Annotated in this window: 15 protein-coding genes, 1 tRNA gene and 2 pseudogenes; 10 read left to right on the top strand and 8 right to left on the bottom strand. The window is 63.9% G+C overall.

Annotation, left to right across the window (positions count from 1 at the left end; all coding sequences use genetic code 11):
- Positions 1–86, top strand: a tRNA-Leu gene (locus DMB80_RS13140).
- Here DMB80_RS13140 and DMB80_RS28890 read toward each other — a convergent pair.
- From DMB80_RS28890 to DMB80_RS13115, 5 genes and pseudogenes are all read right to left on the bottom strand, one after another.
- A pseudogene (locus DMB80_RS28890) lies at positions 68–1,714 on the bottom strand (recombinase family protein). The gene DMB80_RS13140 and the pseudogene DMB80_RS28890 sit on opposite strands and share 19 nt — an antisense overlap.
- Positions 1,715–1,752: 38 nt before the next feature.
- A pseudogene (locus tag DMB80_RS13130) lies at positions 1,753–2,322 on the bottom strand (FtsK/SpoIIIE domain-containing protein); the annotation flags it as partial.
- A gap of 149 nt (positions 2,323–2,471) precedes the next feature.
- Positions 2,472–4,250 carry a ThiF family adenylyltransferase gene (locus tag DMB80_RS13125; RefSeq protein WP_111510255.1) on the bottom strand — a complete coding sequence of 593 codons (1,779 nt, stop codon included), beginning with the start codon at positions 4,248–4,250 and terminating at the stop codon, positions 2,472–2,474.
- Positions 4,247–5,260: an SMODS domain-containing nucleotidyltransferase gene (locus tag DMB80_RS13120; RefSeq protein WP_111510254.1), complete on the bottom strand. Its 1,014-nt coding sequence runs from the start codon at positions 5,258–5,260 to the stop codon at positions 4,247–4,249. Before DMB80_RS13120 ends, DMB80_RS13125 begins: the two co-directional genes overlap by 4 nt.
- Entirely contained in the window at positions 5,247–6,362 is a 1,116-nt protein-coding gene (locus DMB80_RS13115) for a CBASS cGAMP-activated phospholipase (protein ID WP_111510253.1), read from the bottom strand. The genes DMB80_RS13120 and DMB80_RS13115 overlap by 14 nt, the downstream gene beginning before the upstream one ends.
- 328 nt (positions 6,363–6,690) lie before the next feature.
- Between DMB80_RS13115 and DMB80_RS13110 the strand changes: the two genes are divergently transcribed.
- The 6 genes from DMB80_RS13110 (at position 6,691) to DMB80_RS13085 (ending at position 12,956) form a co-directional block, all read left to right on the top strand.
- Positions 6,691–7,785 (top strand): DUF4365 domain-containing protein, encoded by a 1,095-nt coding sequence (locus DMB80_RS13110; RefSeq protein ID WP_240431172.1) that lies wholly within the window; start codon positions 6,691–6,693, stop codon positions 7,783–7,785.
- 349 nt (positions 7,786–8,134) lie between these two features.
- Positions 8,135–8,335 (top strand): helix-turn-helix domain-containing protein, encoded by a 201-nt coding sequence (locus DMB80_RS13105; protein ID WP_111510251.1) that lies wholly within the window; start codon positions 8,135–8,137, stop codon positions 8,333–8,335.
- Between the two features lie 70 nt (positions 8,336–8,405).
- The gene (locus DMB80_RS13100; protein WP_205538663.1) at positions 8,406–9,914 is read left to right on the top strand and encodes a hypothetical protein; all 1,509 of its coding nucleotides are present in this window, start codon (positions 8,406–8,408) and stop codon (positions 9,912–9,914) included.
- Entirely contained in the window at positions 9,911–10,846 is a 936-nt protein-coding gene (locus DMB80_RS13095) for a DNA adenine methylase (RefSeq protein WP_111510249.1), read from the top strand. The genes DMB80_RS13100 and DMB80_RS13095 overlap by 4 nt, the downstream gene beginning before the upstream one ends.
- Complete coding sequence (locus DMB80_RS13090; RefSeq protein WP_111510248.1) at positions 10,843–11,895, top strand: ParB N-terminal domain-containing protein; 1,053 nt, start codon at positions 10,843–10,845, stop codon at positions 11,893–11,895. Before DMB80_RS13095 ends, DMB80_RS13090 begins: the two co-directional genes overlap by 4 nt.
- 122 nt (positions 11,896–12,017) lie before the next feature.
- Positions 12,018–12,956, top strand: coding sequence for a hypothetical protein (locus DMB80_RS13085; protein ID WP_205538660.1), 939 nt, complete (start codon positions 12,018–12,020; stop codon positions 12,954–12,956).
- 247 nt (positions 12,957–13,203) lie between these two features.
- Here the strand turns inward: DMB80_RS13085 and DMB80_RS13080 are convergent, their stop codons facing one another.
- Genes DMB80_RS13080 through DMB80_RS13070 form a run of 3 tightly spaced genes read right to left on the bottom strand, consistent with a single transcriptional unit; the run spans position 13,204 to position 18,950 of the window.
- The gene (locus DMB80_RS13080) at positions 13,204–13,569 is read right to left on the bottom strand and encodes a (2Fe-2S) ferredoxin domain-containing protein (RefSeq protein ID WP_111510246.1); all 366 of its coding nucleotides are present in this window, start codon (positions 13,567–13,569) and stop codon (positions 13,204–13,206) included.
- A 21-nt stretch (positions 13,570–13,590) separates the two neighbouring features.
- On the bottom strand, positions 13,591–17,526 hold the full coding sequence (locus tag DMB80_RS13075; protein ID WP_111510245.1) for a bifunctional nitrate reductase/sulfite reductase flavoprotein subunit alpha: 3,936 nt from the start codon (positions 17,524–17,526) through the stop codon (positions 13,591–13,593).
- A gap of 2 nt (positions 17,527–17,528) precedes the next feature.
- The gene (locus DMB80_RS13070; RefSeq protein ID WP_111510244.1) at positions 17,529–18,950 is read right to left on the bottom strand and encodes a nitrate/nitrite transporter; all 1,422 of its coding nucleotides are present in this window, start codon (positions 18,948–18,950) and stop codon (positions 17,529–17,531) included.
- Positions 18,951–19,128: 178 nt separating this feature from the next.
- Here DMB80_RS13070 and DMB80_RS13065 point away from each other — a divergent pair, with 178 nt between their 5' ends.
- Genes DMB80_RS13065 through nirD form a run of 3 tightly spaced genes read left to right on the top strand, consistent with a single transcriptional unit; the run spans position 19,129 to position 22,250 of the window.
- Positions 19,129–19,482 carry a molybdopterin oxidoreductase gene (locus DMB80_RS13065; protein WP_111510243.1) on the top strand — a complete coding sequence of 118 codons (354 nt, stop codon included), beginning with the start codon at positions 19,129–19,131 and terminating at the stop codon, positions 19,480–19,482.
- A 3-nt stretch (positions 19,483–19,485) separates the two neighbouring features.
- Entirely contained in the window at positions 19,486–21,951 is a 2,466-nt protein-coding gene (gene nirB, locus DMB80_RS13060; RefSeq protein WP_111510242.1) for a nitrite reductase large subunit NirB, read from the top strand.
- Complete coding sequence (gene nirD, locus DMB80_RS13055) at positions 21,948–22,250, top strand: nitrite reductase small subunit NirD (protein WP_111510241.1); 303 nt, start codon at positions 21,948–21,950, stop codon at positions 22,248–22,250. The genes nirB and nirD overlap by 4 nt, the downstream gene beginning before the upstream one ends.
- Positions 22,251–22,532 lie beyond the last annotated feature (282 nt).

Raw genomic sequence — 22,532 nt, 5'->3', positions numbered from 1 at the left:
GTCCGAGTGGCGGAATGGCAGACGCGCTAGCTTGAGGTGCTAGTGCCCTATTAACGGGCGTGGGGGTTCAAGTCCCCCCTCGGACACATCCGGCGACACGACTCAGGTCGGTAGTCGCCGTGACTCGCCGAAGATGCGGGTCGTAGTCGAGACGCAAGCCCAATCTTGCGTACACCTCGGCGCGCTCAGCTCCGGTTGCCTTGCCGAGGATGACCGACAGTCCGCCTAACTCCTCGACTAACTCATTGATCTGGGCGGCAGACATGGCGCGGGGCCGCTCCACTCGCTCAAGGCGTGCCCTCAGCTCGTCGCGCTCGGCGGTACGTTGACGCAACGCAGCAGTTAGATCCGCAACGGCCACGCCAGACTCCACGGCGGTGATCAAGGCAGCCACCTTGGCATTCGCCTCGCTCAGCTGGCGCTGCAAGGCGGCGGAGCCAGTTTCGGCCGCCGCATCCACGTCCTGCCCGCGTGCGAGGTCTTCTGGATCGGCCAGAGTAGCGATCCATTCGTCAAGCCGCGCTGTCACCGCGTCTTCACGGAGATAGACGGTGCGTGGATGATCACTGAGGTCCACAGGTACAGAACGTGACTTGCCGAACTCACATCGGTAGAGGATCCGCGTTGTTTGCTTCCCCGGTCGGGCGGCGCCCTGCATTCGCCGTCCACATGCGGCGCAGAACAGCAGCCCACGCAGCGCATAGGGCACCGTCGATTCTCTGCTGCACACGCGACCGGGACCACGCCGCGCCTGCATCCGGAGACGAACAGCCTGCGCCAGCTCATCAGGGATCAGCGCTTCGTGCGTGCATCGGTCGGGTGCGATCCAGTCGGCCTGATCGCGCCACCGCATACGGGTCTCATACCCCGCGGCGACATCATCGGGGTTCAAGAGGACCTCTTACTTCTCCTGCTTGCCCCAGACACGGATACCGCGGTACGCGGGATTGTCGAGTATGGCGCGGATCGCCGAATGCGACCATCCGCGTGGATCACGATGCCGATTCCGCGCCGGGTCGTATTGGCTCGGTGATGGCACTCCATCGTCGGTGAGCTGCTGAGCGATGTAACGCAAGCCAGCACCATCGGCGTACATGCGGTAGATCCGCTCGATGACCGAACATGTCGCGGGGTCGGGTTCGAGACGATGGAGCCGCTGCCCAAGACTTGCCTTAGCAGGGTTGGGATGCGGGCCGGCATCGACGAGTCGATACCCGTAAGGTGGGCGACCGCCGAGGTATCTGGTTGTGTCCTGCGCGAGTGCCGACATCGCACGACGGACGCGCATCTGGATTCGTGCGCGTTCTCCCTTGCTCATACCGCCGAAGAGCGTCATCACGAGGTCGTGTGCCTCGGATCCGGGATCAACCGCTCCGCCGACTTCAGGCACCCATAGGCCAACCCCGTAGTGCGTGAGCACCGGGAAAGTGAGCGCAAATTGCGGTCCGTAGAACGCGCGAGCAGGTTCCCCGATCACCACGGCATCGAAGCCACGGTCACGAGAAGTGACGTCTGCAAGCAGACGTGAAGCCTCCGGTCTGCGTTTCCAGGGAAGCGAACGGCTTCGACCTATATCGAAGTAGTCGACAGCGAGGACTCCGCCATGCGGAGTGATCAGATCGATGGCACGACGTTTCTGCCAGCTGCGGCTCGCCTCGGAATCTTGAGCGTCCTCGGTACTCACTCGGCCATAGAAAGCGAACCTGCGGCTCATGCCACTTCCCTCCGTGATCCGCGGGTCCGGTCCCGCACAGCCCCGGTTGCCCCGGCGATCAGCACGTGGTGACCGAGCAGCGGCACCTGCCACCAATGTCGCGTTTCGGTGATCCCGACCCGCACCGACACCAGATCGACCGGGGTGGCCGGGGTAGGCATGGGCAGGGCGATCGGTTCAGCCAGCACGTCTGCGCGCATTAACGTGATGCGCAGTTCGCCGGGCGAGATGGCGGCGATGCTGATGCGGCCGGCGCGCCACGCGGCGGCCAGCGCGTCGGAGTGTTTATGCCAATCTGCCACGGACTGGCCGGTGACGATCCGCACCACGAGCACATCGGTGGTTTTACCGATCGTCACCGTGCGCAGGGTGGGAGTGAGAGTGCGTCCGCCGAGGGTGGCGGTCAGGCCGTGCAAGGTGCAGGTCGATTCCCAGGTGCGGGTGTAGCGCGACCACGTGAGCCAGCGCCGCCGTACCGGTTCGGTCACCCAGGCGCGAAATGACCCCGGTTGGAGCCAGGCCCAGCCCGCATACCCGGCACTGCACACGATCGCGCAGATCAGGCCCACGCGTGGGCCGTGGCTGATAGCCAGGACGAGGGTTTGGATTTCTAAGTGGTCGGCATGCTGCTTGCGGAAGCGTCGGTCGATGCGTCCTGATTTGAGCGCCACGGCATTGATCCAGTTGGTTGCCTCGGTGCGAAGACGCTCGACAATGACGCCCTCTGATGGGGTTCCGCGTTAACGTTCCGTTGCCTTCATCCTGTTCCTGCTGTGAAATCCATCGGGTGTGTTACAGCGGGGAGGAAGTAGTGTCGTGGGCCGCTGGCCGCGTGCGGCAGAGCGATGAGGTGTGTGCCCGAAACCGCGGAATCCGGGAGTTGGAGGTGGCTTCCGATCAGGTTCACCAGAGTGGCTGCGACCGCTACGAGGTCGGCTGCCGAGCCGTGGAATGTGGGGACCGAGCAACCCCTGGTCGGTATGAGCTCGTCGTCATCGCTGGGTTCTTCCCACAGCGTGTGGTAGAGCTCAAGTTCACTGTTGCAATGGATTATTCGGCCGGCGCCTTGATCGATGCTGGAAACTGTCGCTGCTGCGTTTGCGGCGCACAGCACGGCCAGGCCGAGCGTGCCAGAGCGAGCATCTGTGGCGACCTGAGCGATCAATGCCTTCCGCGTCGGCGCAGTTGCCAACGCATCGAGACAACTCGTGATGCCGTTGTTCACTGTGGCGTCGATGATGAGATCCGCTGCCAGGCATGAAGTGTGGTCTTCTGGCAGGTGCCCTTCTGCGACGGTGACAGTCAGATCATCACGGATCGCGCGGAGCCGTTTAGCGAGTGCTTCGGCTTTGGAACGGCCAATGTCGTCTTCGACGTAGTTCTGTCGGACGAGCAAGCCGCCGGTAACGATGCCAGGGTCACACACGGTGATCTCCGATGCTCCTGCGCGAGCGATGAATTCGGCGATCCATGATCCGAGCCCGCCGCAGCCCCAGACTTGGACAGTCTTTCCTTGGAATCCGTTCACGGGACGGCCGTCGTCGCGACGGGTTGTCACTTCGGGTCGTTCGTCGGACATCCTGCACCACTCAATCGGGGTTTCAGTGTTGATTCTCGCGGGGTCGAGAGCAACCCCCACACCCCATTGCTGCGCGACCTTGCGGAGCGCATTCGCCGTTGGGGTGGGGAGCCGTCCGCCCAAGAGGTGGGGTGGGCCTCCAGCGGGGTGCGGCACGGCGAGGACAAAGTATTGCTCGGTGTCGTGGTGGTTTCGTACCGCTGCCGCCAGGAGGGCGGTGAGGAACGCCGGCGACTGTGGCGCGATCGGGGGAGCCCGTCCTTCGAGGCGGTCAATGTAGGGGTCGTCTAGGAGCGCTAGCAGTAGCGCGAATGTGGATGCGGCACCGAACGGTAGCGCGGTGGCCAGGGTAATCACCGGTATGCGATGCCCGGCGGTTCCAGGCGAGTACGTCAGGTCGTATCGGTGCGTTGACCGGGCGATCAGGCGAGCCGTTTGGTGGCGCTTCGCCGGTCCGGGTTCTCGGATAACGATCGTCGGTGTGCCATCCGCTTGATGTGGTACTCCGCCAACAGCGTGGTACATGGCGGTGGAGGCGTCGAAGTTTCCGGCGGCCGCGTCGACGAGCCAGTCCCAAAGGCGGGTGAGTAGGCCGGCCACACCAAGCGTTGGCTGCCATTCACGTGAGGGATCCAAATAGATGCAGAGTCGTTGACCCGCGAGCACGTGGGGGTAGCCGAGAAACCGAGTGTGATCAACGTCGATTGCCGGTAGCGAGTAGGAAGAGGCGCGAAGCTGAAGGATGAACTCCTCGACCTCTTGAAGTTGCAGACCACCCGGATGATGCGGGATGTCGGCCGTGCGTAGCGAGATGCGGAGCGACGCCTCGCCGTTAGGATCGAGCGTGGGTCTTCCTCGGACCTGGATTTCGCCGGGACGTTGTTGCGCTAGCGCTTTGAGTTCAGCGAGGAGATGCTTCTGCCAGCCCGTCAGCGTGGGATGGCGGCCTCTGATCACCCTGCCCGACCAGAGCGCCCCACTGTCGAGGCCGCGGCAGAGGTGGCTGCTGGAAACTTCGCGCTAGCGGTTGTTGGGGCCGGCGCCTTGAATCCGTCGCCGAAGATGTTCTGCCACAGCTCGACACTGCGGTCTTTGTCTTTCTCCTCGTAGGCCGCTTCGATGTCGGCGGCATGCACGTGGATTCGGTCACGGAAGTAGCTGTAGGTCGCCTGGGCGCTCTCGGGGTCTGGCCCCCACCGGTGGTCGAACGTCACGCCGGAACCGGACGGGTCGACGATGGAGGGCTTGATCGGGTTCGCTTGCAACCAGGTGTCAAGGTCCTGCACCACATGAAGAAGAGTTGTGGGGACGTTGCTGTAGTAACTCGGGTCCAGGAGCTTGCGCAACTCTGTTACCTGCTCCCCCAGCATGGTGGTCAGCAGGACGGAACGTGTGCCGGTGAACGAATTCTTATGATCGCGAAGGTATTTCATCAGTCTGATCACTTTGCGCAAGTTCCCGTTGGCGATAGAGTCGTGCTTCTTCATCCAATCGGTGAAACCCTGCGGGTTGGTCAGCTCCCACTCGTTGTCGTCACGGTTGACGATGACCTCTCGGCCGTCGGCTAGGTTGAGGTGAGGGACGATATCAACGTGCATGGAGTTGGCGTAGACGAGCCGCACGCAGCGGCACTTCCGTGAGTGCGGCATGGTGCCGTAGGTGCCGTGCCGATGCAGGGCTGCGTAGACCTCATCGATGTAGGTCTTGGGGTTGTCGGCCCAGTCCGGGTTCTCGCTCATGTCGAGCATGAAGTCGGCATCGAACTCGTTGTCGCCGACGGGGTTGATGATCGTGCGGTGCGCCCAGGAGCCTTGCGGCGTCTTGCCGGTGATCAGCGCACCGATTTCGGCGTCGGCTTTGAGTGCCTTGTAGATGGCTTCGACGCGCTGGTTGAGTAGGTCCAGTTTGAACTGGCTGAGATTGACCGTGTCTTTCAGCAAGACGTTGAAGTGGTCAGCGAGTTGCATTGGGGGCCTCCGTGTGCGAAGTGCTGCTTAGATCGCCGCGGTGTCGGTGTCCGTTCACCGGCGTGTATGCGGGCGCCTGGTGGTCAGCGAATTTCGTGGTGTAGCTGGGGCTGAGTTCTCGGCTGACTGAGGCCGCGAGGCCGGCCACGTCCTTTGGGTCCGCCGAGTCCAGTGCGTAGAGCCCGCCGGGCACCAGAGCGTCGAAGCGCGTGTAGTTGGATTTGCCGATCAAGTGTTCGGCGAGGCCTTGTCCGCCACGGCTGCTGGCGTTAAGGATCAGCGGGGCAATCGGTCTTGCCCAGTGTAAGAGCCCGCCGCGGTCCAAGCGCTTGGGGTGATCGGTCAGCTGATCAATGGTGCCGACGTTGAGGACGGTGATCGCGTCGAGTGGAACACCGAGCATGCTGACGGCCTCGGCGATCGCGACGACAGCCGGGTTGTTGGCCCATACTCCGCCGTCAATGAGCCTGTGTCCGTCGACGTACGCCGCGGGGAAATACAGCGGCGCCGCCGAGGTCGCCAGTGCAACGTCCACCATCGGTATGCGCCAGTCGCGAGTCAGCCGTGTGTGGTGCGGAGTCTTGAAGATGTGCACGGCCCCGCGTTGCACATCCCACGAGGGAATGACGAGTTGCTTCGTGCTGTCGCCAAGGAGTCGTGCGCCGAGGACGCCTGTCAACGCTTGCCGCAGCGCCTCTGCGTCATAGATGGGCGATCTCAGCTGACGTAGCCGGCGCCGTACTCGCCGCCTCGACGCCGGAAAGACCTTCTCGACCAGTTCTTCGTAGTGGGAGACAATCTCCTTCGGTGCGAGGCCCGCGCCGAGACCCAGTGCGACGATGCCGCCCGCCGACGTGCCAGCAATGAGGTCGAAGGAATCGGTGATCCTGACGCCCAGATCCTGTTCCAGACGTGCAAGGACATGCGCAGTGAACAGCGCCTTGGCGCCCCCTCCATCGAGAGCGAGGATCTGGAAGCGCTCGGTGCGCGAGCTAGAAGCCTCGCGCTCGGCTGCTGGACAGACCTGCGCGGCGAATTCGCCAGTTCCTGGCGACGACGTACAATTGCCAAGGTCGGCAGGCGTCGCGGGAACTACATTCATGTAACTAGACTACGCCGCCGAGCCGACAACGATCTAGCTGATATTGCTACCGACGTCGAACCTCGCCGTGCACTTCATCAGTAATGCTGAGCAGTCAGTTTTCTTCGGGTGCAGTGACCAGGCTCGCGTCTCTGGCAACCAGTGGGTCTCACGGGACGGCTGTTAGCTGCGGGGCGCTGGGCCCGGCTCGTGTGGCGTGTCGCGCCTGCCACCGTCGGCTGCTTTGAGCAATGATCCGGTCATTGGGATCGACAGCGTGAAACGATGGATGGGACGCTCGGCCATTTCTGTATGAACTTTGGCCGCCTCCTAGTCTGGGGTGGTGGACATGGTGGAGCCTGCGCGGAAGCATCTGCGAGTGGGCCATCGCTCTGAAAGGGGCGGAATCAACGCCGTCCGCACACTCCTGGAGCGCCACGATCTGGTAGTCGACGAAGTCGCGGGTAGAAGCGACTACGGACGCGACCTCAACGTCGATGTGACTCGTGGGTCCGAGATCACCGGCGGGATCATCGGCGTACAGGTAAAAGGGGGCAAGTCCTTTTACCGGAATGGCCAGTGGATCATCCCTGCGACGCCGACGGACTGGCACTACTGGCACTCATCGACCGTCCCCATCATCGGTATGGTGCACGACTCCGCTACGGCAACGATCAGGTGGATCAACCTCTCGCAGCATGCGCGCAGCAAGGTGCAGATCGACGACGGCGGCTACGGTGCTACGCCGCAGTCCGACGAGGTGGCAGAGGTAGTCGTCAGCAACGTGCTCGACGACACGACGTTTGAAGCGTTCTTGGGTGAAGTCGAGACCTACCTCGCCGCAACCGCGGAATCAGCCTTTCTTCTTCTGGTCGAATCCGACGACGAGGCTCGTCGACGTGGGATCTTCAACTGCTGGACGCTGGGCCGTCGCGACCCACGGCCCTTGATTCTCCTGCGGCGACTGCTCCCGTCCATGACGGGACGAAGCCTGCTCGACGGCATCACAATCCTGGCGCATGCCACTCCGCACCCCGACATCCTCTGGACGAGGCAGAACTGGATAACCCCACTCATCGAGGATGAGGTTCGCGCAACTCTTCGTTGGTCCTCGGAAGAACTGGCAACGCTGGTTCACGCGGTGGAGACCTTCGATGACAGCGGTGTGGACTGGCAGCGAGGTGGCATCGGCCAAAGCCTCTGGTCGATCATGGTGGTCGACCCGGACCTGTGCCAGAAGCTGCCGGGCGCCCTCCGGATCTGCGTGGAGGCTGATCAGCTGCAAGCCGCGCTCCGCCTAGTCATCTGCTACCAGTACCTCGTTGAGGACCCGGCGTCCACCGTCGACGCGATCATGAAGAAGTATCCATCGCTCGCCGCCGATGGGATGGCCGGATGGATCGTGGAACACCTGCATGAGTGGGGCAGGATCGATGTGTACTAGCCGGAACGCGACGACAAGCCCCGCTAGCGGATTCGTCTAGAGGACACATTCGAGGGCACGCCCTGCCTTCTTTCCGGTCCTGTGGCGCACATCAATGCCAGGCCGGCTGTCACACCTGCGTGATCAACTGCCCATCGCAAGCCGCCGTGAGCAAACGCAACGAAGCCCTCAACCCCCTTGGCCACAGTGCCGTGCCGGCTGGCATGGGACGCTCGCACCTGCCACCACTGTCCTGTCCCCGTGGCGGCCCCCCTCGCACGAGTCTCGGAGGTTACCCGCCAAATGGGACGAAACCCGAAAAGTCACTGGTAGCGTGACGTTAACGCCCATGACGAGAGGTTGCGGGAAGATGGTGGAACACCATGAGGTCCTGACGACCGAAGAAGCTGCAGCGTTGCTCCGAGTCAGCACCAAGACTGTGCTGGGTCTCGCTCGCAACGGGACGCTGCGCGGCGAGAAGATCGGTCGCGCTTGGCGCTTCCTGCGCAGTGATGTCCTAGCCCATGTCGGCGGCGCCCATGCCATTGCGAAGGAGGCAGAACCGAAGTGAGTGCACTCCACTGGCCCGCACGAAGTCACGTTAACCCCGACGTGTTCGGTGCCGAGGCCTCATGATTGACATGACCACATGGGAGGAGGTCGGTGTTGACGTTGTCAACGACGTCAAGCTCGATCCGCGAAACATCCGACTTGACATACCCGAAGGTGTTCCAGAATCCGACATCGTTCAAGACCTTTTCACCAACGAGAAGGCCCTGAGTTTGGTCGAGGGCATCGTCCGACTCGGATTCCTAACCCACGAGATACCTATCGTCGTCGAGCGCGACGGCCACCTCGTGGTGGTCGAGGGCAACCGCCGGGTCGCTGCACTCAAGGCCATCCAAAACCCCTATCTCGCACCCGACCACCAAACTCGGATCAGCAGGCTCGCCCAAACCGTGCCCAACCGGGACGCATTCCGCCATATCACGGTCAAAAAGGCTCCATCCCAAGACGATGCCGATCAGCTCGTCGCTGCGCTTCACACTGGTAACCAACGCGTCGCGTGGAGCCCGGCCCGACAGGCGGCGTTCTTCCAGGCCCAGCTCGATGGGGGAAGGACCGCCGAGGACCTGATCGCGCGCTACCCCACTATTGATGTCCGAAAGTTCATCACGCGCAGCAAAATTCTCGACCTCTTCCGCAACGTCGCATACGACGATGCATCGCTCGGTGATTACGTGCGACGCCGACGCTTCCCGGTATCGACCCTCGCGCGGCTCTATGACTACGACGCGTTCCTCGACCTTGCTGGTATTTCAATCATGAACGACACCGGAGATGTCACCTTGGTTGCGATTCCGAAGGTTTTCAAACGATTCGCGACAAAGATCGTAAGCGATATCCGCGCTGGGGCCATCAACACCCGCACCCTTAACAAGACGACCAGCGAGCACTACATCGCCTACATGGATGAACTGCGGGACCTGCTCAATGAGCCCGTCGAGGACGACATTCCATCAAGCAGCGAAAGATCCGCCGGCACAGCGACGGACCCTGCGCCGCGTACCGCGAATGGGGGTTCGGGATCCTCAGGTCCCGCCGGCGCCCATCCCAACCCAGATATGAGCCTCCACGATTCCGCGGCCCCCTCAGCAGGCGGATCCGCTAACTCAGGTCGTGACACACCAAAGTCATTCCCCCGCAAACGAAACTATCTCAACACCGATAATCTATCGGTGCCGGCAGCGTTTCCGGCCTCGGTGCACGAAATCGTCAAGGAGCTATCGGCTATCAATATCCAGCGTTTCCCCAACGCGGCGTTGGACTTACTGCGCACCTTTCTGGAAAAAGCCATCAAGGCATACGCGGAAGCGCTCGGGCAAAACATTCGACGAGGCTCAAACCAGCAGGGCTTCGTGTACCTGTCAAATTGCCTCATCTGGCTGGAAGACCACTTTCGAACCCAGGGCGCCACGGCGTACATCCAACCGGTGCAAAAGATTCGTGGCGGACGGTACGGATTTGTCGGATCCAAGGAACACCTCGATGCGATCAACCACAATCATCACATCTGCGCAGAGCCAGACGATGTTCGGGAATGCTGGGCGACCATCGAAGGCATAATGAAGGCGGTGCTGAAGTCATGACCCGCACCACTTGGCCGACTCGCTCACCCAAACGCATCGTCGTCTCGCCGCTCCGATACCCCGGCGGCAAGGGCATGCTGTACTCCCGGCTGCGGCAAATCATTCGTGACAACAGGTTGACCTCCAGCACCTATATCGAGCCTTACGCCGGCGGTGCCGGCGCGGCGCTGGGTCTGTTGATCTCAGGCCAAGTGTCGCGCATCGTCATTAACGATCTCGACCCGGCCGTCTATTCGTTCTGGAGGGCCGTCGTCGATCACCCCAAAGAGTTCGGCCAACTGGTCAACGACGTCGACCTCACCGTCAAAGAGTGGGAGAAGCAGCGGCAGACCTATGACCAGTCGCCCGTGGATGAGCACCTGGCACTGGGCTTCGCGACGTTCTACCTCAACCGGACCAACCGTTCCGGCGTACTCAACGGAGGTCCGATCGGCGGCAAAGATCAGTCCGGAAACTACAAGATCGACGCGCGGTTCAACCGCGAGACCCTGCTGGAACGGATTCGCCTGATCGAACTGCACGCCGACCGCATCACTGTCACTAACGACGACGGGCGCGCAGTGATCCGACGATACGCCCGCGACGCAAATGCCTTCATCTACGCCGATCCGCCGTACTTTGAGAAGGCAGGGTCGTTGTACATGAACGCCTTCCAAGCCAATGACCACGACCAGCTGGCCCGGAGCCTCCAACGCGTGACGAAGGCCCGCTGGGTGCTCACGTATGACAACGTTCCCCAGGTCGCCGAACTTTACGCCGACCGGCGCCGCCGCCTATTCGCACTCAACTACTCAGCACATCGAGTCGTGAAGGCTCAGGAGATCATGGTGTTTTCCGACACGCTGACTATTCCCGCCGAGATCGACACGGCGCACGACGCGCTCTCTGATGGAGCGGAGCCGGAAGACAGAGACGGGCAGGCCACCCGATGACCTCATTGACCGAAGTCGCGCCCAGCCAGCTCAAGCTAGATCTCGCGAACCCGAGAATTCCCGACGCATCCTTCGCCTCCGAAGATGAGGCGCTCCACTACCTTTACACGCAAGCCGACCTCAGCGAACTCATCCAATCCATAGGCAACTCGGGATGGCTGGACTTCGAGCCGCCAATTGTCGAAAAAGACTCAATGATCGTGATTGAGGGCAACCGTCGCCTTGCGGCTTTGCGCATCCTTGCCGACTCGGAACTGCAGCAACGACTCAAGGTCACGCCGCCAGACCCCCTCCATGACCGCGCCATCCCTTCGACCATCCAGGTCAACTTTGTCAACTCCCGCAAGGAAGCCCGCGACTTCATCGGTTTTAAGCACGTCAACGGTGCCTTTAAATGGGACTCCTATGCCAAGGCCAGATTCGCCCACGCGTGGCTCAAGGACGGCGAGGACATCGATGCGGTTAGCCGACGGCTCGGCGACGGCCACAACACCATCAGCCGCCTCGTGAACGGCATCGTTGTCCTCGAACAAGCGGAGAGCGCAAAGCTTTTCGACAAAGAGCAGCGTACGAAGAAGTCGTTCTACTTTTCCCACCTCTACACCGCACTGTCGACACCAAACGTGCGGAACTTTCTGGGGCTGCCCGAAAACGACAACACTGTGCTCGAACCCGATCCCGTTCCCAACGACCACAAGACCCACCTCCGAGACCTCTTGTCGTGGCTCTATGGTCAAGGAGACGAAGACCGATCGGTGATCCGAAGTCAGAATCCAGACCTCGGGCGGCTCGTCAACGTCCTGGCCAATGAGCGTGCCACGGATGTCCTGGCGACTACGCGCGACCTAACCAGAGCCTACGATCTTGTCGAAGATCGAGCGCGCGCGTTCGAGAAATCGTTTTACCGTCTGCTGGCCTCATCTGAGGAAGTATCCGGCATGATCGGCAGATACGACCCCAAGTCCGACCTTCTCGCCGATGCCGAAACCATTTCTCGTGCAGTCGATTCCGTCGTGCAAGCCATGAAGAAGGCTCACACGCAACAATGATATCGCGACTCAACGCGCCAGTAGACAAATCAACTCGCGCCATAGAGGCCGACTGGGTAGAACTACAAGTTCTGATCACCGAGTCCGATGTCTCTGAACAGAGACTCGTCAGGAGCCAATCGGTGCAGTCCGAACCCGAACACGGCGATATCACCACCGATCTGGACCACGAGCTTGCCGACGAAGAGATCCTCGAGCCGCGCACTGATGAGCTGTCTCAGCGGGTCTATGAGGAGCTTTCTCTCCGCGAACAAGTCCTCGGAGACCTCTACCCGTTTGAACTGGGCTCCGAGTACGGAAAATGGGTTCTGCGCCGCCGGGAGGCTTCCGAACCTGAGATCCGGGCCGCTCACGGGTGCTACGTGTGTTGCCTGCTGATCACCGCGATGCACTCCGAACTCCTGCCCATTCCAGGTAGTCACGGACTTTTCACCCAAAGCGCCAAAATCATGCAGATCGAGTCCTACTTGACGGCAGCGGAAATCTTGGGCGGAAGTGCGTACTGGTTCGGCTTCCCACGGCCAGACAACACGGGCATGCTCGCCGCCATCCAAAAGCTCGTGACCACGATGGGACTGGGCCACGCGCCCGACGAGCGACCAGCTGGGGTAGCACCCCATGCTGCTGATGGCACGGTGGACATCGTGGCTTGGCGTCCCTTCCGCGACGGTCAACCCGCTGCCGTCGTCGCCTACGGGCAAGTGGCCTCGGGACGAAACTGGGAAACCAAGCCGATCAAGGCATATCTCGCGGGGAACTTCCTCGCGTGGTTCGTCAGGCCCCCGTCCCAACAGCACATCGAGCTGTTGTTCATACCCTTCCTGCAGCACCACAAGCTCCAAGAATCACGAACACAGGACTTCTGGAGTCAAGCCCACGACGAAGCTCATGTGCGATCGATGAATTTCGGCGTTGTGATCGACAGACTGCGTCTCACCGAGCTGATGGCCGCTTCCAAGATCAACGGGCGGTACGAGATAAACGAATACCTAAACCATGAGGCAACTGCTCAAGCGTGGATGCATGAAGCCTTAACCTACGCATCCGGCGCCCCAGCCTGACAATCGGCGAAGTCTATTTCGCATGCACGCCGATGCGTCCACAGCACGCCCTGTCAATGGCCACGGACACGCCCCGACGGCGCATGCCGCGAACTCCACTGGTCACTTCAGACTCAGGTGAAAGGTCTCAACTCGTGTCGCAGGTGGACAAGTCCCCCCTCGGACACTCAGTACGGATCCCGGCTTCGGCCGGGATCTTTTCATTTGGCGGGCCGTCTTCGCACATCCATTCGACCACCGACAGATTTCAGCGGCGCTTTTTCGGCCGGTTGAAGCGGTGCCGCCGGAGACTGCGCGGGAACTCCGACACGCCGGGCCCGCCGTCGCACAGCCACTCCGCGATGGCCGATCCCGCCGTCTCGTCGAAGACGTATCCGAGCCAGGTCGATCGCCCGCCGCGCCGATGCCCATCCGCTGACGGTGTGACCACCAGGACGTTCGACCGCTCGCACGGTCCCAGGCAGTCGGATATCCGGAGGTCGGCCACGTCGTGGAGCAGAGCGCGCAACGAGTGGACTTGGGCTTCGTGGTCGTTGTCCGGGTGCTTCTTCGACGTACCGCAGCAGCACCCACGGCACAGAGTCACGGTGGGTTTGGTTCGGTCGAGGGCCACGGTCGCGATCCTGCCAGGTGGTCAGTAGACGTCGCGCACGTAGCGCTTCTCCCCCACCAGCTCTCGCTTGTACGCCCGTGCGGCCTCGTCGTTCATGCCGCCGTGGGTCCGGATGATCGTGGTGAGCGCGTCGTCGACGTCCTTGGCCATCCGCGTCGCGTCCCCACAGACATAGAAGTGCGCGCCGTCCTCGAGCCACCGCCACACGTCGGCGCCGTAGTCGAGCATCTTGTGCTGCACGTACACCCGTTTCGGTTGATCGCGCGAGAAGGCGAGGTCGAGCCGATTCAGGAACCCGTCAGACACCATGTCCTGCAGGTCTTCTCGATAGTAGAAGTTCTGCGCCCGGTGTTGATCGCCGAAGAACAGCCAATTGGGCCCGGTGTGGCCGCGTGCCCGACGGTCCTGCAGGAAGGCGCGGAACGGCGCGACACCGGTTCCTGGGCCGACCATGATCATCGGCGTCTGCGGGTCCGTCGGCAGCCGGAAGTGCGGCGACCGCTGCAGGAACACCGGAACCGTTGTGCCGGCAGCGAGATCGGCCAGATGGGTCGAGCCGACCCCGCCGCGCGGCTCACCGCCCGGATTCGAGTAGCGCACCACCGACACCGTCAGCTGTATCTCGTGGGGACTCACCAGCGGGCTCGACGAGATCGAGTACTGCCGCGGGGTCAGCCGCACCAACACCTCCTGCCACGATTCGATGTCGGCACGGGCGCCGAATTCGGCCACCAGATCGAGGCCGTTCCGGTTGACGAGCCACCTGTCCAGCTCGCGCCGATCCGTGCGCAGCCGCCGCACCGACGAACCGTCTCGGCTGTGCTCGGCGACGAAGTCGACCAGGTCGGCGGTGACCTTGCACACGTCGTAACGTCCAGTCAGAGCTTCCCGCAGCGACATCGGAACACCGTCGACGACGACGACCTCATCGCCGCCGAATCCCGTTGCCTGCAGCCATGTCTCGACAGCACTCTGCGAGTTGCGCACATAGACACCCAGCGAATCACCCGCCGCGTAGGAGACATCATAGGCGCTGATGTCGAAGCCGAACTGACGCACCTCCTTGGCGGCGCCTGCCGGCGTCAGCAGCACGTTGCGGCACAGTGGCGCCGAGATCGGCTGCGCGCGCGTGAACGCGACCGGATCGGGCGGTGGCGCAGTCTCGGTTTCCGGCGCCACACCGGTCAATGTCTCGACGACCGCGTCCGCCCACCGGGTCATCGGCGCCTCGTCGTGCACTTCACAGTCGGCGCGGTCGAGCATCCTCGTCGCCCCGAGCGCGGTCAACCGCGCGTCCAGGGACTTCGCGTGACCACAGAAGTTGCCGTAGGAGCGATCGCCGATTCCCAGCACCGAGTAGCGCATCCCGGTGAGCGCCGGCGCATCCTCGCCGGCCAACCGCTCCCAGAACACTGCACCGTTGTCGGGTGGGCCCCCGTCGCCGAACGTACTGGTGACGATGACCACCTCACCCGCATCGGACAGCTCCCCGACGTCGATGTCGTCCATGGCCGCCAGACGCGCCCCGCCGAGCCGCCCACTGACCTTGCCCGCGAACTCCTCGGCGTTGCCGGTCTGCGACGCCCACAGCACCAGCGGGCCTGCCGGAGTGGACGTCTCAGGGGCGCGGGAGTAGCGGCCGGCCAGCATGCCCTCGACGAGGAGCCGGGTCCGCATACCGAGCGGAGCGTCGGAGGGCAGCACCGGAATGCCTGGCCGCCCCTGCTCGACGCCGGCCAGAAAGCCCTGGACATAAAGGTTCTCGTGCTCGGTCAGCTCCGGAGCAGGTAGCGGTCGCAGGGCCACCGCACTGACTTTGAACTCCGGTTGCAGAGAGAAGGGGTCAACCGCGTCGTTGGTGACAGCATTGACGGTCAGATCCTCACCGTGTTCGTCGTTCCAGTGAAACGGCACCCACGTGTTCCCCGGCCTGACCCGATCGGTGAGAAGGGCGGGCAACACCGCGCGGCCCCGCCGGGACACCACCTCGACCGCGCTGCCGTTCGCGATCTGCGCGGCTGCCGCGTCGTCGGGATGGATCTCGATGAACGGTTTCGGATTCAGCTTGGTGAGCTTGGCGACCCTGCCGGTCTTGGTCATCGTGTGCCATTGGTGCTGCAATCGACCGGTGTTCAGCACCGCGGGGTAGTCGCCGTCAGGTTGTTCCGCGGCGTCGACGTGCGGCCGCGGATGGAACGCGGCGCGCCGCGACGGCGTCGGGAAGGCCAGGCGCGGTCGGTCACCGTTCGTGTCGACGAACAGGGTCTGTGAGACACCGTCGTTGACGTAGCGAATCGGGTTGCGGTCCGGCGATCCGCCGGCGGTGTCCTCGGGCGGGCACGGCCACTGGACCGGGGTGTCGCGCAGGCGTTCGTAGGTGACACCACGCAGGTCATAGCCGGTGTCCGGGTTGGAGAATCGGCGGATCTCGTCGAAGATCTCCTCGCTGGACTTGTAATCGAAGTCGTCGCCGAAGCCGAGGTGGCGGGCCACCCCGCAGACCAGCTCCCAGTCCGGCCGGGACTGCCCCAGCGGCGGAATGGACTGGGCCAGCAGCGTCATCGTGCGGTCGGAGTTGACCATCACCGCGTCGGCCTCGGCCCACAGCGTGGCAGGCAGCACGATGTCGGCGTGGCGGGTGGTGGCCGTCTCGGCGTAGGCGTCCTGCGCGATCACCAGCTCGGCGGCCTGCAGACCTGCCAGCACCGTCGCGCGATTCGCCACGCTGGCAACGGGATTGGTGCAGATGATCCAGACGGCCTTGATATGGCCGTCGGCCATCCTGCGGAACATCTCGACGGTCCCCGGCCCCACGTCGGTGCGGATGGTGCCCGGCTCGAGACCCCACTGCTCCTCGACGAATGCGCGGTCCCGCGGAGACAGCACGGCGCGCTGCCCCGGTAAACCCGGCCCCATGTAGCCCATTTCCCGCCCGCCCATGGCGTTGGGCTGTCCCGTCAACGACATGGGTCCGCTACCCGGGCGGCAGATCGCGCCGGTGGCCAGATGCAGGTTGCAGATCGCGGTGGTGTTGGCGGTGCCGTGGGTGCTCTGGTTCAGACCCATGGTCCAGCAGGTCATCCACTCCCCCGCCTCGGCGATCATCGTCGCGGCGGTGCGGATGTCGGCTTCGGAGAGCCCGGTGATCTCGGCGACACGGTGCGGCGGGTAGTCGGCGAGGAAGGCCGGCATCGCTTCCCAGCCTTCTGTGTGCTCGGCGATGAACTGCTCGTCGATCGCACCGTCGGCGACGAGCAGGTGCAGGATGCCGTTGAGCAGGGCGAGATCGGCGCCCGGCCGTATCTGCAGGTACAGGTCGGCCCGGTCCGCGGTGGTGGTGCGACGCGGATCGACGACGATGAGTTTCGCACCGGCCTTGAGACGGTCGGCCATTCGCAGGTACAGGATCGGGTGGCAGTCGGCCATGTTGGACCCGATCACGAAGAACAGGTCGGTGCAGTCGAAGTCGCTGTAGGACCCCGGGGGTCCGTCGGCGCCCAGCGACTGTTTGTAGCCGACACCAGCGCTGGCCATGCACAGCCGCGAATTGGATTCCAGATGCACGGTCCGCAGGAAACCCTTGGCGAGTTTGGTTGCCAGGTACTGCGATTCGATCGACATCTGGCCGGACACGTAGATGGCCACGGCATCGGGTCCGTGCTCGTCGACGATCGCCCGCAAGCGGCGGCCCGCCTCGGCGATCCCGTCCTCGACGTCGACGGCCACCGGATCGGCCCCTCGCGAAGGTCGCAGCAGCGCCGTCGTCAGGCGACCGTCGGTGGCGGCCATCAACTCCGCGTGCGTCGCTCCCTTCGTGCACAGCCGTCCCGCGTTCGTCGGGTGCAGGGTGTCCCCGGACACCGTCGCGATGACCGGCGCACCCGTCGCGGGGTCGGGGCGGGTCTGCACCGAAATCCCGCACCCGACACCGCAGTACGAACAGGCTGTACGCGTCATGGCTATCCGGCGGGCACGGGTGTGGCCGGACGTCCGAGCTGTTCGCCTGTGTGTGCGCGGTTACCGAGTCGCAGGAACACGATCCAGGTCACGACCGCGCACACCACATAGAAGATGCCGAACACCCAGAACGCTGCCGTCGCTGACTTCGCATCGCCGACGTAGGAGGCCCGCAGCACGATGTTGATGAACACGCCGCCCAATGCGCCGACCGCACCGGCGAATCCGATCAGCGCACCCGACATCGACCGCGACCAGGCGGCCTTCTGCTCTCGGTCGAGGTCGTCGCGGCCCTGCGCCTTGGCCTCGAAGATCGACGGGATCATCTTGTAGGTCGAGCCGTTGCCGATGCCCGAGAGCACGAACAGGAGGATGAATCCGATGACGAAGCCGGCCATCTGACCGCCGGTGGCCGCGCTGGCCTGCGCGTCGTCGAGAGTGCTCGCCACGATGAGGATGCCGGCGGCGAACATCATCGCGATGAACGTGTACAGCGTGATCTTCCCCCCGCCGATGCGGTCGGCGAGCTTGCCCCCGAACGGACGCGCGACCGAGCCGAGTAGCGGCCCCAGGAAGGCGATCTGGGCGGCGTGCAGCGCTGCCTGAGCGGGGGTGTCACCACCGGCGAGGTAATTGATCTGCAGCACTTGGCCGAATGCGAACGAGAACCCGATGAACGAGCCGAAGGTTCCGATGTAGAGGAAGCTCATCACCCAGGAGTGCCTGAACCGCAGGGCTTCCACCAGCGCACCGAGGTTCGACTTCTGGTTGCGCAGGTTGTCCATCTTCACCGCCGCGCCCACGGCCGCCACGCTGATCGCCACCAGGTAGACGGCACAGACGATCTCGGGCCGCATGTTTCCCGCCGTGGAGATCACCAGCAGGCCGATCAGCTGGATGACGGGGACGCCGATGTTGCCGCCGCCGGCGTTGAGCCCGAGCGCCCAGCCCTTGAGTCGCTGCGGGTAGAACGCGTTGATGTTCGTCATCGAGGAGGCGAAGTTGCCGCCGCCGAGACCGGCGAACGCGGCGACGACGAGATAGGTGGTGTAGGACGCGGGGTTCTTCATGAAGTACAGCGTCAGCAGGGTGGGTATCAGCAGCAGCAGCGCGCTGACGATCGTCCAGTTCCGTCCGCCGAACCGCGCGGGCGCGATCGTGTAGGGGATGCGCATGAACGCGCCGACCAGCGTCGGTACCGCGACCAGGTAGAACTTGCCTGCGGCGTCGATCCCGTAGACGTTCTGCGGCATGAACAGCACCATCACCGACCAGATCGACCAGACCGAGAAGCCGACGTGCTCGGCGATCACCGACCAGATGAGGTTGCGGCGCGCGACATCCTTGCCGCCGGCCTCCCACGCCTGGGTGTCTTCGGCATCCCAGTGCTCGATGTCGTGCTTGCCCGCTGTCGTGTTCGCCATGTCCTCAAGTGTTGGCCCAGGTCATTGTCGACCCGTTGCACCTCGATGACACGCAAGAAAACTCACCCTCACAGTGGGTGCCGGCTCACCGTGAGCCGCGCGCGATGTGAGCGGGGATATCCATGGGCGCAGCATCGGCGAAACCGCCCGGAAACACGCGGCTCATACCTTTCCCAGCATGTCCGACGGAAGCAGTCCGCAATTCCTCCAAGGCACTTACACCTTCGTGGGCAAGGGCTATGACGCGCCCCTGCCCGTGGACGCCTCGCTCAGATACCAGGTGCCCGCGGGCGCCATCGCGCAGCCGGTCTATTTCCGCGGGGGCAATTCCGCCGACGAGATGGTCAGCGTGATCCTCTACCGCGACGGTGCACCGATGCGGTACTTCCCGATCGCCGCCAAGGGCGCCACCCACGTGGCGCTCCGTGTGGTGGAAGATCTGCTCGCCGACACCGTGCTCGAGATCTACGTGGCCGCACCCGACGGGCTACAGGGCACGGTCGTCGTCGATCTCGGTCTGGTCGAGGTGTAGACGGTGGCGCAGCGGCTCGTCGTCGTCGGCAACGGGATGGCCGGCATTCGCGCGTTGGAGGAGATCCTCGCTCGCGGCGGCAGGGACCAGTTCCAGATCACCGTGTTCGGCGACGAGCCGTACGGCAACTACAACCGCATCCTGCTGTCCAATGTGCTGGCCGGCGCCGACGTTCCGACCGACATCTACCTCAACACGCTGGATTGGTACACCGACAACGACATCGAGTTGCGCGCCGGGGTGCGCGTCGTGCGGCTGGACACGTTCGCCCACCTGGTGCACGCCGACGACGGCACCACCCTGCACTACGACAAACTCATCCTCGCGACGGGCAGTCGCTCGTTCTTCCCGCCGATGGCCGGGCTGTGGGCGGACAACAAGACGTTGGCCGACGGCGTGTTCGGGTTCCGCACGCTCGACGACACCGCGGCAATGATCGCCGAAGCAGCGCACCGCACGAAGGCGGTCGTCGTCGGGGGCGGTCTACTGGGCCTGGAAGCCGCGCGCGGACTGCAGAACCGCGGCCTCACAGTGGATGTCGTGCACGCGGGGCCCACCCTGATGAACGCGCAACTCGACGACCCCGCCGGGGCGATCCTGCGGGCGTCGGTGGAATCACTCGGCATCGGTGTGCACACCGAGAAGCGCACCAGCGAGGTGCTGGTGACCGACGACCGGTTGACGGGCATCCGGTTCGCCGACGGCTCCCAGTTGGACTGCGACATGCTGGTGATCGCGGCGGGTATCCGGCCGAATGTCGGCCTGGCCCAACGGGCCGGGCTCACAGTGGAACGCGCCGTCGTCACCGACGATCACATGCGGTCGGTGGATGACGACGACGTCTACGTCGTCGGTGAGTGCGCCCAGCATCGCGGCCAGGTGTACGGTCTCGTCGCGCCGCTGTGGGAGCAGGCGCGCGTGCTGGCCGACCACCTCACCGGCGCGGACGTCACCGCCGCCTACCACGGGTCCCGGGTGGCGACGAAACTCAAGGTCGCCGGCGTCGACGTCGCCTCGATGGGCGTCAAGGCGCCCGAGCACCCCGACGACGAGTTCGTGCAGTACAGCGAACCCAAACACGGCGTCTACAAGACGGTGGTGATTCGTGACGGCAAGCTGGTGGGTGCCACGCTCGTCGGCGACGTCTCGAAGGTGTCCTTCCTGACCCAGGCCTTCGACAGTGGGCTCCCGCTGCCCGACGAACGGGTGGCGCTGATGTTCGACATCGGGACCCCCGACGTCGGCGTCGGTATCGCCGAACTGGCCGATGACGCGCAGGTCTGCAACTGCAACGGCGTCTCCAAGGGCGCACTGGTGGCGTGCGTGCGCGACGGCGAGACTTCGGTGGCAGGCGTGATGGCGAAGACCAAGGCCGGCAAGGGATGTGGATCCTGCAAGGAGCTGGTCTGCCAGGTCGTGGAGTGGGCCGCCGGTGGCGCCGTCATCGAGGATCCGTCGGCGTCCTGGTATGTGCCCGCCATCCCCTATGACAAGCCGACGCTGATGCACCACATCCGTGAGCTCCAGTTGCATTCGGTGTCATCGGTGTTCGCCGCACTGGCCCCAGACGGTAAGCCCGATGCCGGCTCGAAGATGGCGCTGGCGTCGCTGCTGGAGATGATGTGGGCCGACGAATTCGTCGACGAGCGGGATGCCCGGTTCATCAACGACCGCGTGCACGCCAACATCCAACGCGACGGCACGTTCTCGGTGGTGCCGCAGATGAAGGGCGGGGTCACCAGCGCCGCGCAACTGCGCAAGATCGCCGACGTCGCCGAGAAGTACGAGATCCCGATGATCAAGTGCACGGGTGGTCAGCGCATCGACCTGCTCGGCGTGCGCAAGGAGGATCTGCCCGCGGTGTGGGCGGATCTGGACATGCCGTCGGGTTACGCCTACGGCAAGAGCTTCCGGACCGTGAAAACGTGTGTCGGCAGCGACTTCTGCCGCTACGGGGTGGGTGACTCGACGGCGTTGGGTATCGCCATCGAGGAGCGCTACCAGGGGCTGGCGAGCCCGGCCAAGATGAAGCTGGCCGTCACGGGGTGTCCGCGCAACTGCGCCGAGTCGCTGTGCAAGGACCTCGGGGTCGTCGCCGTGGACGGCGGCCGCTGGGAGATCTATGTCGGCGGGGCGGCCGGGGCGCACATCCGCAAGGGTGACCTGCTGGCGACGGTGGACTCCGCCGACGAGGTGATGACGCTGACGGGCCGGTTCCTGCAGTACTACCGGGAGAGCGCGAACTGGCTGGAACGCACGTACAAGTGGGTGCCGCGGCTCGGGATCGAGCACATCCGGGCGGTGGTGGTCGAGGACGCCGACGGGTTGGCCGCGGGGCTGGACGAGCGGATGCAGAAGTCGGTCGACGCGTACCGCGATCCGTGGAGCGACGGCCGAGAACCTCAGACGGAGGGCCAATTTCGCACGTCGCTGCCGCTGCTGCCGCTCCCCCAGGTGCCCGTCCGATGACTGTCGAGGTCGGCAGGCTCGACGAGATCCCGGTCGGCGAAGGACGCACGTTCGCCGTCGACGGGCGCCAGGTGGCGGTGTTCCGGCTGCGTGACGACTCACTGCGCGCACTCGACGCGGTGTGTCCGCACCGCGGTGGGCCACTCGCGGACGGGCTCACCGACGACTGTGTGGTGGTGTGCCCGCTGCACGGGCACACCTTCGACATGTCGACGGGCACCGAGGTGTCCGGTGCCGACTTCGCGGTGCGCAGCTATCCGGTGGAGGCAGTCGACGGGGCCATCCAGGTCACGCTGTAGCGCGCTACCACACAGGTCTGACACGAAACACGTTGCCAGATCGGTTTATTAACAGCGTGGTCGCTATCCACAGATGACCGCGAATGCCGTGGCGAAGAGCAGCGGTACGCGCATAGATTCGACGGTATGTTCGAACGTTTCGTCACCGGCGCCACCGCGTTGACTCATCAGAAATGCGCGCGAATGGGCGGGTCGTTGCCTCATCAGGAATGCGCGCGTAGGCCCAGTGGATGGGGTTGACGTTGACCGAGCGCCGAGCAATCACCGAGGCGGCTGCGAAGC

This window comes from Mycobacterium kyogaense (assembly GCF_003254575.1).
Taxonomy (GTDB): domain Bacteria; phylum Actinomycetota; class Actinomycetes; order Mycobacteriales; family Mycobacteriaceae; genus Mycobacterium; species Mycobacterium kyogaense.
This window is presented reverse-complemented; position numbering and strand designations above follow the sequence as displayed.

Excerpts from the sequence above, each read along its gene's own strand:
- nirD (WP_111510241.1), top strand. The coding sequence starts at position 21,948 with ATGACTGTCGAGGTCGGCAGGCTCGACGAGATCCCGGTCGGCGAAGGA.
- DMB80_RS13090 (WP_111510248.1), top strand. The coding sequence starts at position 10,843 with ATGACCTCATTGACCGAAGTCGCGCCCAGCCAGCTCAAGCTAGATCTC.
- DMB80_RS13065 (WP_111510243.1), top strand. The coding sequence starts at position 19,129 with ATGTCCGACGGAAGCAGTCCGCAATTCCTCCAAGGCACTTACACCTTC.
- DMB80_RS13095 (WP_111510249.1), top strand. The coding sequence starts at position 9,911 with ATGACCCGCACCACTTGGCCGACTCGCTCACCCAAACGCATCGTCGTC.
- DMB80_RS13075 (WP_111510245.1), bottom strand. The coding sequence starts at position 17,526 with ATGACGCGTACAGCCTGTTCGTACTGCGGTGTCGGGTGCGGGATTTCG.
- DMB80_RS13070 (WP_111510244.1), bottom strand. The coding sequence starts at position 18,950 with ATGGCGAACACGACAGCGGGCAAGCACGACATCGAGCACTGGGATGCC.
- DMB80_RS13100 (WP_205538663.1), top strand. The coding sequence starts at position 8,406 with ATGACCACATGGGAGGAGGTCGGTGTTGACGTTGTCAACGACGTCAAG.
- DMB80_RS13110 (WP_240431172.1), top strand. The coding sequence starts at position 6,691 with ATGGTGGAGCCTGCGCGGAAGCATCTGCGAGTGGGCCATCGCTCTGAA.
- DMB80_RS13120 (WP_111510254.1), bottom strand. The coding sequence starts at position 5,260 with ATGCAACTCGCTGACCACTTCAACGTCTTGCTGAAAGACACGGTCAAT.
- DMB80_RS13105 (WP_111510251.1), top strand. The coding sequence starts at position 8,135 with ATGGTGGAACACCATGAGGTCCTGACGACCGAAGAAGCTGCAGCGTTG.
- DMB80_RS13115 (WP_111510253.1), bottom strand. The coding sequence starts at position 6,362 with ATGAATGTAGTTCCCGCGACGCCTGCCGACCTTGGCAATTGTACGTCG.